Source organism: Hyphomicrobium sulfonivorans, from assembly GCF_013306565.1.
GTDB classification, from domain to species: Bacteria; Pseudomonadota; Alphaproteobacteria; order Rhizobiales; family Hyphomicrobiaceae; genus Hyphomicrobium_A; species Hyphomicrobium_A sulfonivorans.
This window is the reverse complement of record NZ_PZPO01000002.1, coordinates 29,800-46,094: the sequence shown is the minus strand read 5'-3', so window position 1 is coordinate 46,094 and position 16,295 is coordinate 29,800. Positions and strand designations below refer to the sequence as shown.

At 62.4% G+C, this 16,295-nt stretch carries 12 protein-coding genes and 1 tRNA gene; 7 read left to right on the top strand and 6 right to left on the bottom strand.

Features of this window, described 5'->3' with window-relative positions:
* The first annotated feature begins 56 nt into the window (after positions 1 to 56).
* Positions 57 to 1,502: a glutamate synthase subunit beta gene (locus C6Y62_RS05345; RefSeq protein ID WP_173953112.1), complete on the top strand. Its 1,446-nt coding sequence runs from the start codon at positions 57 to 59 to the stop codon at positions 1,500 to 1,502.
* Positions 1,503 to 2,264: 762 nt separating this feature from the next.
* Here C6Y62_RS05345 and C6Y62_RS05340 read toward each other — a convergent pair.
* The 3 genes from C6Y62_RS05340 to C6Y62_RS05330 form a co-directional block, all read right to left on the bottom strand.
* Positions 2,265 to 3,629, bottom strand: a complete 1,365-nt coding sequence (locus C6Y62_RS05340; protein WP_173953111.1) for an SGNH/GDSL hydrolase family protein — start codon at positions 3,627 to 3,629, stop codon at positions 2,265 to 2,267.
* Between the two features lie 128 nt (positions 3,630 to 3,757).
* Entirely contained in the window at positions 3,758 to 4,321 is a 564-nt protein-coding gene (speD, locus tag C6Y62_RS05335; protein ID WP_068459391.1) for an adenosylmethionine decarboxylase, read from the bottom strand.
* Positions 4,322 to 4,575: 254 nt separating this feature from the next.
* Entirely contained in the window at positions 4,576 to 6,951 is a 2,376-nt protein-coding gene (locus C6Y62_RS05330; RefSeq protein ID WP_173953110.1) for an AsmA family protein, read from the bottom strand.
* Between the two features lie 318 nt (positions 6,952 to 7,269).
* Between C6Y62_RS05330 and C6Y62_RS05325 the strand changes: the two genes are divergently transcribed.
* Both C6Y62_RS05325 and C6Y62_RS05320 read left to right on the top strand, forming a co-directional pair.
* The gene (locus C6Y62_RS05325; protein WP_173953109.1) at positions 7,270 to 8,577 is read left to right on the top strand and encodes a polyhydroxyalkanoate depolymerase; all 1,308 of its coding nucleotides are present in this window, start codon (positions 7,270 to 7,272) and stop codon (positions 8,575 to 8,577) included.
* A 10-nt stretch (positions 8,578 to 8,587) separates the two neighbouring features.
* Positions 8,588 to 8,953: a hypothetical protein gene (locus C6Y62_RS05320; RefSeq protein ID WP_173953108.1), complete on the top strand. Its 366-nt coding sequence runs from the start codon at positions 8,588 to 8,590 to the stop codon at positions 8,951 to 8,953.
* Between the two features lie 166 nt (positions 8,954 to 9,119).
* On the opposite strand, the gene pqqA is transcribed toward C6Y62_RS05320, so the two are convergent.
* Both pqqA and polA read right to left on the bottom strand, forming a co-directional pair.
* Complete coding sequence (gene pqqA / locus C6Y62_RS05315) at positions 9,120 to 9,209, bottom strand: pyrroloquinoline quinone precursor peptide PqqA (RefSeq protein WP_068459450.1); 90 nt, start codon at positions 9,207 to 9,209, stop codon at positions 9,120 to 9,122.
* A gap of 239 nt (positions 9,210 to 9,448) precedes the next feature.
* A complete protein-coding gene (gene polA, locus C6Y62_RS05310; RefSeq protein WP_173953107.1) occupies positions 9,449 to 12,451 on the bottom strand; it encodes a DNA polymerase I in 3,003 nt (1,000 codons plus the stop codon).
* A 324-nt stretch (positions 12,452 to 12,775) separates the two neighbouring features.
* Between polA and C6Y62_RS05305 the strand changes: the two genes are divergently transcribed.
* The 4 genes from C6Y62_RS05305 (at position 12,776) to C6Y62_RS05290 (ending at position 14,538) form a co-directional block, all read left to right on the top strand.
* A tRNA-Arg gene (locus C6Y62_RS05305) sits at positions 12,776 to 12,852 on the top strand.
* Positions 12,853 to 13,017: 165 nt separating this feature from the next.
* Positions 13,018 to 13,461: a MarR family winged helix-turn-helix transcriptional regulator gene (locus C6Y62_RS05300; RefSeq protein ID WP_338074325.1), complete on the top strand. Its 444-nt coding sequence runs from the start codon at positions 13,018 to 13,020 to the stop codon at positions 13,459 to 13,461.
* A 33-nt stretch (positions 13,462 to 13,494) separates the two neighbouring features.
* The gene (locus C6Y62_RS05295) at positions 13,495 to 13,902 is read left to right on the top strand and encodes a DUF1398 domain-containing protein (protein WP_173953105.1); all 408 of its coding nucleotides are present in this window, start codon (positions 13,495 to 13,497) and stop codon (positions 13,900 to 13,902) included.
* A 189-nt stretch (positions 13,903 to 14,091) separates the two neighbouring features.
* Positions 14,092 to 14,538, top strand: a complete 447-nt coding sequence (locus C6Y62_RS05290) for a GNAT family N-acetyltransferase (protein ID WP_173953104.1) — start codon at positions 14,092 to 14,094, stop codon at positions 14,536 to 14,538.
* 58 nt (positions 14,539 to 14,596) lie between these two features.
* Here C6Y62_RS05290 and C6Y62_RS05285 read toward each other — a convergent pair whose 3' ends face one another.
* Positions 14,597 to 16,066, bottom strand: a complete 1,470-nt coding sequence (locus C6Y62_RS05285) for an FAD-binding domain-containing protein (RefSeq protein ID WP_173953103.1) — start codon at positions 16,064 to 16,066, stop codon at positions 14,597 to 14,599.
* Positions 16,067 to 16,295 lie beyond the last annotated feature (229 nt).

Here is a 16,295-nt window from a genome sequence, read left to right as displayed (position 1 = left end):
CCCGGCATCGCTGCCTGAAGCCCGAAGGGCTCGGCACCGCACAAAGGAGCGGGATCATGGGTAAGGTAACGGGCTTCCTCGAATTCGAGCGCATGGAGCGCAAGTATGCGCCGGTCGCCGAACGGCTGAAGCATTGGGGTGAATTCGTCGAGCCGTTGGGCGAAAGCGCAACCAAGACGCAGGCCGCGCGCTGCATGGATTGCGGCGTGCCGTATTGCCATACCGGCTGCCCGGTCAATAACCAGATCCCCGACTGGAACGACCTTGTCTTCCACGGCGACTGGAAGCAGGCGGCGCTGAACCTGCATTCCACGAACAACTTCCCGGAGATCACCGGTCGCATCTGTCCGGCGCCGTGCGAGGCCGCGTGCACGCTGAACATTGACGACTCTCCGGTGGCTATCAAGACCATCGAATGCGCCATCGCCGACCGTGCGTTTGAGGAAGGCTGGACGACGCCAGACCTGCCCGCGCGCCGCACCGGCAAGCGCATCGCCATCGTCGGTTCTGGCCCCGCTGGCATGGCAGCTGCGCAGCAACTCGCGCGCGTCGGCCACGAGGTGCACGTCTACGAAAAGCACGCCAAACCGGGCGGCTTGCTGCGCTATGGCATCCCCGACTTCAAGATGGAGAAGGATGTCATCGACCGCCGCGTGCGCCAGATGGAATCGGAAGGCGTCACGTTCCATTGCAACGTGCACGTCGGCAAAACCGTCACCACGCAGGAGCTGGCCGACACGCACGACGCGCTGCTGCTGGCCGGCGGTTCAGAACGGCCGTTCGATTTCTTCGTCAGCACGCCGGGGCGCGAGCTTGCGGGCCTGCACTTCGCGATGGATTTCCTGCCGCAACAGAACCGCCGCGTCTCCGGCGAGATCCCGCCTGCAATCACCGACCCGAGCGACATCCTCGCCACGGACAAGCACGTCATCGTCATCGGTGGTGGCGACACAGGATCGGACTGCATCGGCACGTCGCTGCGTCAGGGCGCGAAGTCGGTCACGCAGCTTGAGATCATGCCCAAGCCGCCCGTACGCGAAGACAAGGCGCTGTCGTGGCCGAACTGGCCGTTGAAGCTGCGTATCTCCACCAGTCAGGCGGAAGGCGCTGCGGTTGAATACTCCGTATCGACCACCGGCTTCTCGGGCGAGAACGGCAAGGTGACGAAGCTGCATTACGTGCAAGTTGATACGCGCATGCAGCCCATTCCCGGCACCGAAGCCGAACTGCCCGCCGACCTCGTGCTGTTCGCAATGGGCTTCTCCGGCCCGCTGGAAGATGACGTTGTCAGCGACCTCAGCCTGCCGATCATTCCGCGCGGCCGCTTCAAGGGCATCGACGCCAACGAGCGCGACTACCGCGTGCCCGGCCAGCCGAAGGTGTTCGCAGCCGGCGACATCCGGCGCGGCCAGTCGCTGGTGGTGTGGGCGATCCGCGAGGGACGTCAGGCAGCGCAGTCGATCGACACGTTCCTGATGGGCACGAGCACGCTGCCGCGCTGAGGCGATGGCACACGGCGCCGGGACGATGTTTCGCTCCGGCTGCCGCCGCCATCCATGCGGCCCCGTGGATGGATGCTGCTGGCCGTTAGGGCCAACGAAACGCGGCGGGAAATTCGCCCGCGCGACACGGCAACGGTTCAGCTTCGCGGTCCGGCCACCGGCAGGGCCGCGGAGACAGTGGCGGCCGCAGGCAATGTTACAACTGCGGGGGCAGTCTGCCTGTGTGCCGCCATTGTTTTCTCTCTTTTGCACCGGCGACTCCCGTCCGGGGAGCCGGCCGTGGTTGTTTGATGCGCTGGCGTCTCTCCTTCGGAGAGCCGGCCGCCGGTGCATAATAGAACTCTCGTACCGGCGTCACCGCAGCGGAGCCGGCCGCTGGCGCTTTCTTGTAGAGCTGCCGACAATGCTCCGCACAGCCGGCCGCCAGCGCTGATTGTTGTGCGCTGATCCCTCACCCGCTCAAGTTCCCCTACCCTCATCCCGACATTGGTCGGGATCGACGCCATTCTGCGCATGCGCTTCGGGTACAGAAGAATGGGCGGCGCGGCACGCTTGGCGGTTACATTCATCGGCACCCTCGCCAGCTTCAACCCTCGAGTCGGCTGAAGTGGTGCGCGTCTATGGTCTGGATATCTTGCCAGCCGCGTCCTTCCGGGCGCTTACGTGGATCTCGGCCTACGCCGGGAAAACGCAGCTTGCTCGCAGGCGGCTCCGCTTCGGGCAGTTTAAAGGCAGCAGGAGGAGCTAGGCAATTTTATCGGATCAGCGCCCAGCGCTGCCGGTGGCGCCGTCGCCTGGCACAACAGCCATCGGCGGCGGTTCATCGCCAATGCCGCGCAATTCGGCGGTGAACTGTGGGCGCGGCCAGACAAATTCATCAGCCCGTCCGGGCTTGGCCTGCAACCGCTCGCCGCGCTCCAGCACGCGGAAATAAGGGCTCTGCGTCGGAGACAGACGACGGCGCGTGCCATCCATTCCACGCGGCGGAACGATGGAGCTCATTACGGTCAGACCGCCGGGGATCTGATCCACCAGTACGTCGCCCATATGCGTGGCCTTGTCGTCACTGCGCTTGCGGGTGACCAGAGCAATCACCGAGGCCGAAATGGCCGGTCGGATGATCTCAACCGTCACCACCTGCTCGGTGCCGTCCGAACCTGTCACCCGGAGATCGACCTTGCCTGTCTCCTGCTTCTGATCGCGCGCGCCATCGTCAGCGGCGGCTGCCAGCAGCTGACTGCCGCTTGCACCGCCCTTTGCCAACTTCGCCCGCGCCTCAGCCTTGGCGCTTTCCGCCTGCAGACGAGCCTTGTCCGGGTTGACCCTGGACTGCTCCGCCTCATCGCCCGCCAGCGGAATGGCGCGCTCGTTCCGTGCCTGCGCCACGTCGCGCTTAAGTTCGCGCTCAACAAAGTGCGCCAGCTTGAGATAGCCCGCCTGGGTGAAATGTACGCCGTCCCGGTCGCGCAGACGGCCGCTTTTGCCGGTGATATCCGGACCCCAATCGCTATAGCCGCCGCCTTCATCCAGGAAGCTGGCATACGCATCGATGTAGCGGACGCCGTTGATATAGGCGCGCTCGCGGATCACGTCGTTGATGCGCTGCGCCCGCTCGTTGTCCTGCCAGCGGCGCATATTCGGCAGTCCGACCCAATAAACCGCGCGATTGCTGCGCTTCAGCATTTTCATCAGCCGGTCGACCTGGCCACCATAGCTGGCACGCCATTCCTCGAGCCCGGCGGTGCTGCGGGTGCGATTGAGGCTGTAGCGATCCTGCACGCCCAGCATAACAATGGCGATATGGCTGGGATCGCTGGAAAAGGTCTGCTCAAGCGACGCCAGCTCAGAGGCGGCGCCACGGCTCATCAGCCCCATCAACGGGTAGCGGCGGCGCGAGATCGAAACGCCCGGGCCACCGTTGAACGTGCCCGTGAGACCGCCCAGCAGACCTTCGGCCAGCCAGTCGCCCACAACCTGGACCTGATAAATATCATTGCTTGGGAACGGCGTGATGAAGCTGCCGCCGAGCCCCGGTTCCTGCGCTGAAGCAACAGGCACGCGCAGCAGAACAGGCGCGCTGAACAGCGCGCACAATACGGCGATAAGGAGAGCGCGAATCACGACCATCGTCCCCTGCGCTTGGCCACCCACCCGAATCCAAGGCGACACAGCGGTATTTTCACCGCTGCGTCGCCCAAGGACAAGGCAGAAACAAGGCCGGAAGAGCGGGGAGGGCCAATCCGAGCAGACAGCCGTCAGGCTGCGCGCTTCGATCGCCTCGCGCTCTTCATCTGTACAGGAGCCAGCTTGGGCCGGACAGCCTGCCACTTACGGTCTTCCAGCTCAGTGCCGCGATGGTGGGTTTTCACCACGACTTCACGGACGCTGAAGGCTTCGCGCAGGATCTCGATGCACTTTTCCGGCTGAGCATTCCCACACATGAAGACGTCGAGGGCTGCATAATCAGCCTCGGGCCAGCTGTGAATGGAGATGTGGCTCTCCGCCAGAACGGCAACACCCGCCACTCCGCCCTGCGGCGAGAAGTGGTGCAGATGCGTGTGCAGAAGGGTTGCCCCCGCTGCGTCCGCGCAACGCTTGAGCGTGCTTGCAATGTGCTCGATGTCATCGAAACGACGACCACCGAACAGGTCCACCAGAAGGTGAGTTCCTGCGTAGCGGATACCGTCACGCTCGATGAAATAGTCTTTCCTATCGTCGTGCGCTACAACAGGCGCAGGCACACGATGATCTTCCTCTTGGGCGGTGCTTGAACGAGTCAAGTCCATCCCCAATTGGAAGAGGGTGTCATTAAAGGCCATATGACCCTCCCCAACCAGCAGATAGAGGTGACCCGTCCGCTCCTTACCTTGGGGGTTCTGGAAAACCTCGACCTTAGGGGCAGGTGGACGAACGGAGAGGGGTCATATGAGGCCAACCCCCCCCCTACGCAAGCGAAATTTTGCCTCTAATCGAAAAATTCTATGTCGCAGTTTCGCCTGTAAAGCTCAGTGGTCAAAAAAGCCATTTAGAGGCCTGTTTTAGGCCCTTTCCACCCATATGGCTCATGAGAGGCTCACTTCTTGCCAAAGAGCCCTTCGAGCAGTTTTTCGGCCTTAGACGGACCCCCGCCCTCTTCCTTGCCGAACAGGTCCTTCACCACTTCGCCGGCGTTCTTTCCTTTGAGCTGGCGGCCGATCTCCTTTACCGCGTCGACAGTGCCCTGACTGTTCAGCGCGCCGGCGATATCGGGGGCGAATCGCGGCTCATCCAGCGGGCCGGTAATGCGCACCGGAACCTCAATGCCCAGCGCATTGCGTTCGCCGCCATCGCCACCCAGATTCGCCACCAGCTTCGGGCGCAGCGTGTAGTCGAGCGTTCGCTGCGACAGGTTCACCGTGCCATCGCCGCTGGCATGAACGTGCGGGCTGTCGAGTTGCAGATCGTTGTTGCTGGCGACGCCATTGCTGATGGTGAACGTGCCGGTCAGCGAGCGGAACGGTGTCCGCCGCGATGGATCGCGCTCAAGATTGGGCACACTGCCGTTGGCCAGCGCTCCCAGGGCGCTACCGATGTCGAAGCCGGCCACCGCGCCGTCACGGATCGAAGCCTGCGAAGTTCCGTTGAGCGAGGCCACCAGCGCCGCCTCGGTGTTGCCGGTGCCCGAAACATTCCAGGCCACATTCGCCCGGCCGCTCACCCAATCCACTTCCGCCGCATCGCGCAGCATCGGACCGGCATCGACACCCGCCAGATCGATATTGGATGAAAACGCCGGCTTCGGAGATGAGGCATCCAGCGTGATCACGCCCTTACCCGTGCCGCCATAGAGCTGTGCGTCGGCCAGATTAACCTTCGCCACCATATCGCGGACCGATATGTTTACCTGGGCACGGTCGATGCGTGTCTCCTTATAAGTGACGTTCGCCAGCGCCAGCCGCACATTCGCGTCCGCAAGCCCCAGCGCCTTAATATCGATCGGCTCGTCGCTCCAGCCTGCCCGGCGCGTATAGCCTTGCACGCGGGGCCCCGGATGCGGCGCATTAAGCAGTTCCTCAATGGACTGCGGCGAGCCCTGCTCTTCGCCGGCTTTCTCGCCCGGCCCAAGCAAGTCATCAAAGCTTAGCGGTGTCGGCCGTGGCGCGGCGGCGCGAGCTGCACCGCTGCCAGTCTGGCGCAGATCCGCTGCGAGGGAGAGCACTGCGAAGTCCAGCCCGGAAACCGCCAGATCGGCGTTAATCAACGGCCGCTCGCCTGCGCGATCAGCAAAGCTCGCCGACCCCTTGGCGGTCGCCGGGCCGGCCTTAAAATCAATCGCTGAGAACGCCACGCCTCGCGGATTGGCATTCATGTTGGCGCTGAAGGTTACTTCGCCGGATGCCAGCTGCGGCGGTAGCTTAGCGTTGCCGTTGCTCCACCAGTTGGCAAAGGCCGACAGTGAAGGCGAACTGGCGACGATGCTGCCCGCACCCTGCTCACCGCCAACCGTGCCATCATAAGTAAGGCTGAGCGGCGTGCCGGAAATCGAAAGCGCCAGCTTGGCCGGCTTCTGGGCCGCCAGATCAGCCGGAGTGGTCAACTGCGACTTGAATGAAAACTTCTCGCCGTCGGCCATCAGCAGGCCGGAACCGGTAAGCGGCGCATCCATGGCCGGCATCGAGAAGTGCGCGTTCAGCCCATCGAACCGACCCCAGGCGCCGTTGCGGTCGTCCTGATAGCGCAGGGCACCATTATGAATAACGATCTCGTTCAGCGATATCGCCGCTGGGCCGGGGGCAGCCGCGTGCGCCGGGCTGACAATCAGATCCATCAGGCCGCCGCTGCGCATCAGAGGGCCGCCGAACCGCAGCCGCCGCCCTTCCGAGCCCGGCAACGCGGGTACGTCATGCCCGGAAACGGCCGCCATATCCCAGCTACGGCGCCCATCGGCATCAACGCGCAACACGAAAACCGGATTGTTCAGCTCGACCCGATCCACCACCACCTGCTGGCTGAGCAACGGCAGAAGGCGCACGCCGACGTCAAAACTCGTCATCCGCACCAGCGGCTCGCCCTCCATACCGGGAGGCGGCGACAGGCTGACATCGTTAAGGCGCACGCCGGCCGAGGGGAACAGGGTGAAGGAAGCGCCGCCGCCGATCACCAGATCGCGGCCGGTCTCGCGCTTCACGGCCGCGATGATCTCCCGCTGCAGCAGATCCGTCGGGGGCGACATGGCTAGAAACGCCGCCGCGCCTCCGCCAACCACCACCAAAGCCAGGCCGCCGAAGATCACCAGCGAGCGAATCGGCGAGCCGCGACGGGGCGGCGGAGGCTGTATCGGGCGCCGCTCACCCGCAAAACCATGGGGCAGGTTCGCACCGTAGGCCTGTTGTCCACGCGGATTAGCCGGATAAACCGGTCGCTGCGGATGTTGCGGGGAGCCCCTGCCGGGCGGCCTGGTGTTCGTCATATTGGCCTCTGTTGGCTTGTCGAAAGCGGATGCAGCGAACGCAGCAATCCGATCGGGCAGCGCACAAAACCACAATTAAACGGCACTTTTGGGATGCGGCCGCGCGGTGCGACGCTGGCGCCCATCACCCTCGGTTGTACCAGCGCCATATCACCGCGCTGCGGGAAGTGTCTGAAAAGAAACAGCATGGCTACAAAAAACTTATATGATTTTCGCTTGGCAGTAGCTCCAGTGTGATGCTTTTCTAAAATGCATATTCCATGTCGTGAGACATGCGGAGCTCTGAAATGACGCTGCACTGCAGCAGGAGGCCCGGCGATGCACTACTACGCCTATGAGCTAGCCCACGCTGTCCTTTCTCCGATGCGCTTCGGCGTAAGCGGACTGCGCAGTGCGCTCGACTGGCCGTTCAACCCGTTCGCCGCCACGCCGTACGGCAAGCATCTCTCAGCCGCCTGCGAAGTGTTCGAGAACATCACGCGACGCTACGGCAAGCCCGCTTTCGGCCTCAAGACAACGCACGTCGGCGGTGTTGAGGTGTCCGTGCGGGAGCATGTTGTGGCATCGACGCCGTTTTGCAACCTGCTGCACTTCGAGCGTGAGGAGAACGCGCTCACCGGCCGCCGCTACGACCCGAAGGTGCTGATCGTGGCGCCGATGTCCGGCCACTATGCAACGCTGCTGCGCGGCACCGTACAGGCGATGCTGCCCGAGCACGAGGTCTACATCACCGACTGGATCGATTGCCGCGACATCCCGCTGGCGATGGGCCGCTTCGATCTCGACGATTTCATCGACCATCTGGTGTCGTTTATGCGCGTGATCGGCCCCGATACGCACATCATGGGCGTGTGTCAGCCCGCGGTGCCGACACTGGCCGCCGTTGCCCACATGGCGGCAACGGACGATCCGTGCCAGCCCGCATCGATGATCCTGATGGGCGGCCCCATCGACACGCGGCGCAATCCGACTGCGGTCAATAAGCTGGCTGAAGATCGCTCGATTGAGTGGTTCGAGAAGAACGTTATCTCGACGGTGCCATTCCCGCATGCGGGCTTCATGCGCCCCGTGTATCCGGGCTTCATGCAGCTCACCGGGTTCATGACAATGAACCTTGAGCGCCACATGAATGCGCACGTCGATCTGTTCAAGAATCTCGTTCAGGGCGACTGCGACAGCGTCAAGCAGCACCAGACCTTCTACGACGAATATCTCTCGGTGATGGATCTGACGGCGGAGTTCTATCTGCAGACCGTGAAGACGGTGTTCCAGGATCACGCCCTGCCGCAAGGCACGATGATGCATCGGGATATGCGGGTCGACTGTTCGGAGATCCGCGACACCGCGCTGATGACTATCGAGGGCGAGCGCGACGACATTACCGGCATCGGCCAGACGCAGGCCGCGCATGACCTGTGCGAGAATATCCCTGCCGACATGAAGCTGCATTACATGCAGGAGGGTGTCGGCCACTACGGCGTGTTCAACGGCACGCGCTGGCGCACCGAAATTCAGCCGCGCATTCGCGAGTTCATCCGCACGGTTGAATATGAGCGCGGTTCAACGCCAACGGAGCGCACGGCCCGCCGCGTGCACCATCCGGCGCTTGCAGTCTCTCCGGTCTGATTGGCCAGCCATGCAGCGCCTGAAACACACAAACCTTGTGCGAGCGGCCATCATCCCGCTCGCTCTTTGCACGCTCACTGCCGCGGCCCACGCCAACAGCGTCTGGATGGTGAAGTCCGGCAACGTGCTCGCGTGCTATGAACGTCAGACGCTGATTGATGTCGACGAAGCGCCCGCAGACATACGGCGCGAAGATCAGGCGCCGAAAGGTTGCATCGTCCTGTTTTCCGGCGAACGCCTGCTGGAGCAGCCGGAATTTGGGTTAGGCTTCAACAAATACATGAAAGCGGAGCGCGAGGACGGCTCGGTCCTTTATGTCCGCAGCGCAGATGTCGTGTCCGATCCCGGTATCGGCGACGTCACCGACGACCGCTGATCCGGATACGGAGCATCGCGGCGCCGCACTCCCAGCTGTCAGCCAGGCCTTCTGCCGGCGCCATTGGCCCAATCCGGTTCGCAGATTTCACGTTACTCAAGCCCATAAACAGACGGCGGCCCCGAAGGGCCGCCGTCTGCTCCGTCAGATGACGGTGAAATCGACATTAGATGATGTCGATCTCTGCGGGCATGTACGAGGTGACCTCAAGGCCAACTTCCTGCTCGCGAACTGCGGGCTTGGTCCAAACTTTCATGTGTATTCCTCCACTAGAGTCGAGCGCCCATTCGCCCGACTGCGCCGATTATGCAGCCATCAGACGGATAAGCGCCAATCGCTTTTAGTTGAAGGCCGCATAAGCGCGGCTGATGCCGATTTGATCGCTTTATCCGCACCGGCGACACCCCTCCGGGTAGCCGGCCGCCGTGATTGTTCTTTCGCACCGGCGACTCCGCTGCGCGGAGCCGGCCGCCGGTGCGGAGGCACTAACCCGCACTAATGCGCCGCTTCCCAGTTTTCGGCCGCCTTGGCATCCACCTGGATCGGCACAGCGAGCTTCACCACCGGCAGCGCCGCGCCTTCCATCACGCGCTTCACCGTCGCCAGTGTCGCCGGAACCTCCGCATCCGCCACCTCGAACACCAGTTCGTCGTGCACCTGCAGCAGCATCTTCGCCGTCTTCAGCCCCGCTTCTTCTAGCGCCGTCGGCATGCGCGCCATTGCACGGCGGATGATGTCGGCAGCCGAGCCCTGGATCGGCGCATTGATCGCCGCGCGCTCCAGAAAACCGCGCATCGACGGGTTCTTGGTGTTGATCTCCGGATAGTGAATGCGGCGGCCGAAGATCGTCTCCACGAACCCGCGCTCATGCGCAACACGCTTGGTCTCGTCCATGTAGGCGCGGATGCCGGGGAAGCGCTCGAAGTACGTTTTAATGTACGCCGCGGCTTCCTCGCGCGAGATGCCAAGCTGATTGGCGAGCCCGAACGCAGAGATGCCGTAGATGATGCCGAAGTTGATCGCCTTCGCGCGGCGGCGCACTTCGCTCGGCATTCCCTCCACCGGCACGCCGAACATCTCCGACGCCGTCATCGCGTGAATGTCGAGGCCGTCGTCGAACGCCTTGCGAAGCTGCGGGATGTCGGCAACATGCGCCAGCACGCGCAACTCGATCTGGCTGTAGTCGGCAGAGATAAGCTGCCGGCCCGGTTCGGCAATGAACGCGGTGCGGATCTCGCGGCCCTCGCGGGTGCGGATCGGAATGTTCTGCAGGTTGGGCTCGGATGAAGCCAGCCGCCCCGTCGTCGTCGCCGCCAACGAATAGCTGGTGTGGATGCGTTCGGTGCGCATATGCACATAGCCCGGCAGCGCGTCGGTGTAGGTCGAGCGCAGCTTGGTCATCTGGCGCCACTCCAGCATCGTGTTGATCAGCCGGCGCGCATCGTCCGGCAGATCTTCATTCGCCGCCAGATCGTCCAGCAGCCCGGCGCGCGTTTCCCACTGGCCGCTCTTGGTGCGCTTGCCGCCCGGCAGTTGCAGCCGGTCGAACAGCAGTTCGCCAAGCTGGCGCGGCGAAGCGAGATTGAACTTGTGGCCGACGAGGCCGTTCACTTCTTCCTCAAGCCGCGCGCTTGCCTGCGCGAACGTGGACGACAGACGCGAAAGTATCCCGCCATCGACGCGGATGCCTTCGCGCTCCATGCCCGCGATGACGGAAATGAGCGGACGCTCCAGCGTTTCATACACGGTGGCGACGCGCTCGGCCGCAAGGCGCGGCTTCAGCACCAGCCACAGACGCAGCGTCACATCCGCATCTTCGGCCGCATACTCCGTCGCTCTATCCAGCGGTGCCTGCGCAAACGTGCGTTCGGATTTTTTCTTTCCCGGCAGCGTCGCAACGACCTGATCGAACGTCATGCACACATGGCCGAGATGGCGCAGCGCCAAGTCGTCCATGCCGTGCGAACCCTTGCCCGCATCCAGCGCGTACGACATCAGCATCGTGTCGTCGATCGGCGTCACCGCGATGCCATGCTGCGCCAGCACGTTCAGATCGTATTTCACGTTCTGGCCGATCTTCAGGATCGAGGCATCTTCCAGCAGCGGCTTCAGCAGCGCCAACGCTTCAACGGTTGAAAGCTGCTCGATACCGTCATGGCTGCCGAAATCGAAACTGTCGGCGCTGGCGCGATGGGCCAGCGGAATGTAACACGCCTCGCCCGGCGCAACCGCGAGCGACACTCCCACAAGCTCTGCCTGCATCGGATCGAGCGAAGTCGTCTCGGTATCGAACGCAACGCGTCCGGTTTCATAGGCGCGCGTCACCCACGCTTCCAGATCTTCACGCGTCGTGATCGTTTTATACTTGGAGCGATCGAACGGAGCACGCGCTGCCGCGGCAAGCAGCTCCGCGCCCGCAGCGGGTGATTCCGCAACCGGCGCTTCCGCATCGCCCGCAGCGCTATCAGCACCATCCGAAACCGCACCGGCTTTCCGCTTCGTCGCAACCGTGCTGCCAACAGAAACGGCGACCGGTGCCGGTGGCTCGGTGCCCAGCGCATCGGCGATGCGTCGCGTCAGCGTGTTGAATTCCATCTCGCGCAGGAAATTGAGTAGCGGCGCCGGATCAGGATCCTGCACGCCCAGCGCGTCGGCGGAAATGAGATCCGGCACATCGTCCTTCAGCCGCACCAGCTCGCGCGAAACACGCGCCTGATCGGCAAATTCCGTCAGCCGCTCGCGGCGCTTCGGCTGCTTGATCTCGCTCGCGCGCTCCAGCAACGCATCGAGGTCGCCGTATTCGTTGATGAGTTCCGCCGCCGTCTTGATGCCGATGCCTGGCACACCGGGAACGTTGTCGACCGAGTCACCCGCGAGCGACTGCACATCCACCACCAGCTCCGGCGGCACACCGAACTTCTCGATCACCTCATCGCGGCCCAGCTTCTTGTTCTTCATAGCGTCGAACATCACGACGCCCGGCTGGATGAGTTGCATCAGATCCTTGTCGGATGAGACAATCGTCACGTCGCCACCGGCCGCAACCACCTGCCGCGTATAGGTCGCGATCAGGTCGTCGGCCTCGAAGCCTTCCATCTCAAGACACGCGACATTGAACGCGCGCACCGCATCGCGGATCAGCGGAAACTGCGGCACCAGCTCTTCCGGCGCCGGCGGGCGGTTCGCCTTATACGCCTGATATATCTCGTTACGATAGTTATCGCGCGAAGCGTCGAAGATCACCGCCATATGGGTCGGCGCTTCGGCAGCCTTGGACTCGCGCAGCAGCTTCCACAGCATGGCGCAGAAGCCATGCACCGCGCCGACCGGCAGCCCATCCGATGGACGCGTCAGCGGCGGCAGGGCGTGGAAAGCCCGGAAAATATAGCCGGAGCCATCGACGAGGTAGACATGGCTACCCTTGATGATCGGCGTCGGCTCGCCCGCAGGCACGCTGCATACTGCGGCCTTGGCGGCGTTGTTTTGCGGTTCGGTCATGGATCTGATCTTGAGCCCCGGCTTCAAGCGCCAACTATAGGGCCCCGGTCCCGCCGGGTCAGCCCGCGCGCACCACTCATATGGGGATGGCATAGGCCGAGATCCGCGCCCGCAACGCCATGTCGCACTGGCTTCCTGACGCGCGAAGCCATTGCAAAACATGCGCAATATCTGCCCGGTGCCGTCTTTACTGCGGCCCGTGCAGGCCTTCCGCGGCGAGTTCCGGTGCTGAAACGGAGACGAAGAAGCGCACGCAAAACGGTCGGACCGGGGCGTCTGCGGGTTTGCCCGCACCCCGCGAATGCGCTATCAAACGCGGTGTAAGCACCCGTAGCTCAGCTGGATAGAGTGCTGCCCTCCGAAGGCAGAGGTCATAGGTTCGAATCCTATCGGGTGCGCCACACGGCCATTTGACCGCAGCATAGCATCAATCAAATCGTGATCCGGGCGGAAGTCGGCCTTTGCCTCGCCGCAGGCGTGTCGCCGATGTAGTTGACAAGGAAAGTTGTTTGGCGATATAGTTTCCATGTAAACTTACGTGAGGAACGATGGCTCGAAAGACTTCCGTGTCCGAACTGACCGATCACCTCGGCTATTGGCTGAGACTGGTCTCAAACAATGTCTCGACTGCGTTCGCGCGCAGGCTGGAGGCGGAAGAGGTGACGGTTGCGGAGTGGTTTTTTTTGCGGGCGCTTTTCGATGTTGATGAACTTGCTCCCAGCAAGCTCGCGACCGTCATGGGTATGACGCGCGGAGCGATCAGCAAGCTCTCCGACCGATTGCTGGCCAAGCGCCTGATTGAGAGGAGCGACAACCTCGACGATGGCAGGGCTCATACGCTCCGGCTGTCCGGGAAAGGAAGAGCGCTTGTTCCCAAACTGGCGAGATTGGCCGACGCCAACGACGAATCGTTTTTCGGCGTGCTGAGCTCAGAAGAACAGGCGGCGCTACGGCGAGCTTTGGAAAAAATCGCCAAGCGCCATGGCCTGAATCATACCCCGGTCGATTGATCGGAATGACACTGACCAGCCAAGGAGGAGATTATGAATGAGCAACAGGCGACAACTGCCAAAGCATCCCTAGCCGCGGCATACGATGCGACGATGGATTTTCCTGCCGTCGTCGGAGCGCTGGTCGCCGCAGGTTTTGAGGGATACACCGTCGATTATCGTCGCGAGGCATGCGCTTATTATCTTCCCAATGGCGACAGCATCGAACTCCCCTTGCCGCCCGATGATGAGACGGTGGCGGCCGAGTTTCTTGGCGAGGCCGTCAAGGCGGCGATCCTCGAGGCCCAGAGCGGGGCAGCCGGTTACACCTACAAGGGATTTTGCGAGAAGGTGAAAGCCGCTGGTTGCGCCGGCTACATCGTCTCCTTTTCCGGGCGCCGTGTGGTCTATTTTGGGCGCACGGCGGCGACTCATGTCGAGCACTTCCCGAACGCCGTGTGATGAGGAAGGTGGGCAGCTTTTTAACCCCGGCTTCTTCCCAGAGCCGTCTGTAATCACGGCTCGGCCTGCCACTCAAACGCTTGCGAATCCTCGGCCAAAGTGGCTTCCAGCTCGGCGAATACGCCTAGCCAACAGATCGTGGACCGAAATAGGCCACTCCTAAAACGAAGGCCGCACTAGATGCTTCACATGAACATTATTCGACCTTACGCCGGCTCTGACATGGCTGCTTGCTTGCGCTTGTTCGATGGCAATGTCCCACGCTTCTTCGCAGCTTCGGAGCGCCAAGATTTTGCAGCTTTCCTTGAGCGGCTCCCGGGAAAAACATACTTGGTCGTCGAGCGCGATCACATCGTGGTCGCCTGCGGAGGACACATGGTCGAGACCGGGGGAGAAACGGCAGCCCTTTGTTGGGGCATGGTCGATCACAACCTTCAAGGAAACGGCATCGGCCGGTTGTTGACGGAAGCACGGTTGAACGCTGTCAGAGCGGAAGGCGGCGTAAAACGGGTGAAGCTGGACACAAGTCAACACACGAGGGACTTTTACGCTCGTTTCGGGTTTCGCGCCGAAGCAGTGGTGAAAGACGGTTACGGGCCAGGTTTGGATCGCTGGGACATGCTTCTTGAGTTTTGATATCTGAAGCAAGCACCGCCGTCCTTCAACTCGTCGCCACGCGACTAGTTAGCAGTCGTCACGCGAGACTTCTAAATGCCGCAAGGGCCCGCTCGCGCGCCAACCGGTGATCGACGATGCGCGCCGGGTAGTTGACGCCGGGGCTATCCATTCCAAGCAAGTCCTTCTTTGCCGCCTCCCAGGGGCGATGGATGATACTATTCGGCAGCTTTGCCAGCTCCGGCACCCAACGGCGAACGTAGGCGCCGTCCGGATCGAATTTTTCGCCTTGCAGCACAGGGTTGAAGATCCGGAAGAAAGGTGCCGCGTCGGCCCCCGATCCGGCGACCCATTGCCAGCTTGCAGCATTGTTTGCGGCATCGGCATCGACGAGCGTATCCCAGAACCAGGCCTCGCCGTTACGCCAGTCGATCAAAAGGTCTTTGATCAGAAACGAGGCCACGACCATGCGCACACGGTTGTGCATCCAGCCCGTCGCCCATAGTTCGCGCATTCCCGCATCCACTAGCGGATAGCCGGTCATGCCCCGTTGCCAAGCCTTGAGCGCGTCGCGGTCGTCGCGCCACGGCATGTTATCGAACTTGGGCTGGAGATTGCGCTCAGCCATATCCGGGTTGTGATAGAGAAGATGGTAGGAAAATTCGCGCCAGCCGAGTTCGGACTGAAACTTCTCGAATGCGCGCCCGGCCGATCCCGATTGTATCGCGTGGTCGGCAACCGCGTGCCAAACCTGGCGAACGGAGATGTTGCCGAAGCGCAGATAGGGAGAAAGCCGGGATGTGGCGGACCGGTCAGGTCGATCCCTTGCAACAGCGTAGCTTGAGAACCCTTCGTCGAGAAATTCATCCAGGCGTTTTTGTGCGCCCGCTTCGCCATGCTGCCAGTTAGCGCGCAGCCCCTTTGCCCAGTCTGGCGCCCTCGGCTCGAGACGGAGGTCGGTGAGTTTGGTTGTTCCAACACCGCTTGCATTTAAGCCGCTGGAAAAGTCCGGTCGGGACGGCGTCGGCAAGGGTGAGCCAGGCTCGCCGGTAGCCAGCGCGGCGCGCCAGAATGCCGAGAACACGCGAAAAGGAGCGTTGCTCTTAGTGGCCACTGTCCAGGGCTCGTAAAGCAGATGGCCGTTGAAGCTTTTTGCCTCGATGCCTGAAGCCTTCAGCTTCGACTTGATGCCTTCGTCGACTTTGCGCTCCGCTGCGCCGTATCTTCGGTTCCAGAAGACGGAATGCGCCTGGAAGACTCCGGCGAGATGAGGAATCAATTCGGCCGCGGATCCGGAAAACAGAAGAAGCTCGCCGCCCATGGCGCGCAGGGCGCGGTCAAGTTCCAGCAACGAACCGTGCAGCCACCAGCGGGCGGCCCCGCCAAGCGGCCTGATGGCATCGTCTGTCTGATAAACGAACAGGCATATGAGAGGCCGCCCCGATTGTGCCGCAGCGTGAAGCGCAGGATTGTCAGCGAGGCGAAGATCGTCGCGAAACCAGACGATGACCGGATCAACACAATCGCCGCCGTCGTGATCCCTCGCCACGCGCTTGCCTCGTCAGTTAACCGTTGAAACGCCAGAGCTCGAAATTACGCGACATTGCGAATGTTGCCCACCCGCCAGACGAACGCGGCAGTCAGCAGCGATACCGTGCAATGCCAGCGAAGCGCGAGCGTGGTCAGGATCGCGATCCGGTACAAATGCCGTCCGCAATTTAATGCCATCTCTCCGCTTTCTAGGCGAGATCGATTCGCGTGGATCAAGCGCGCGGAGT

Bases quoted from the DNA above. Each gene is read 5' to 3' on its own strand.
- C6Y62_RS05345 (WP_173953112.1), top strand. From the start codon at position 57: ATGGGTAAGGTAACGGGCTTCCTCGAATTCGAGCGCATGGAGCGCAAG.
- C6Y62_RS05340 (WP_173953111.1), bottom strand. From the start codon at position 3,629: ATGGTCGTGATTCGCGCTCTCCTTATCGCCGTATTGTGCGCGCTGTTC.
- speD (WP_068459391.1), bottom strand. From the start codon at position 4,321: ATGGCCTTTAATGACACCCTCTTCCAATTGGGGATGGACTTGACTCGT.
- C6Y62_RS05330 (WP_173953110.1), bottom strand. From the start codon at position 6,951: ATGACGAACACCAGGCCGCCCGGCAGGGGCTCCCCGCAACATCCGCAG.
- C6Y62_RS05325 (WP_173953109.1), top strand. From the start codon at position 7,270: ATGCACTACTACGCCTATGAGCTAGCCCACGCTGTCCTTTCTCCGATG.
- C6Y62_RS05320 (WP_173953108.1), top strand. From the start codon at position 8,588: ATGCAGCGCCTGAAACACACAAACCTTGTGCGAGCGGCCATCATCCCG.
- pqqA (WP_068459450.1), bottom strand. From the start codon at position 9,209: ATGAAAGTTTGGACCAAGCCCGCAGTTCGCGAGCAGGAAGTTGGCCTT.
- polA (WP_173953107.1), bottom strand. From the start codon at position 12,451: ATGACCGAACCGCAAAACAACGCCGCCAAGGCCGCAGTATGCAGCGTG.
- C6Y62_RS05295 (WP_173953105.1), top strand. From the start codon at position 13,495: ATGAATGAGCAACAGGCGACAACTGCCAAAGCATCCCTAGCCGCGGCA.
- C6Y62_RS05290 (WP_173953104.1), top strand. From the start codon at position 14,092: ATGAACATTATTCGACCTTACGCCGGCTCTGACATGGCTGCTTGCTTG.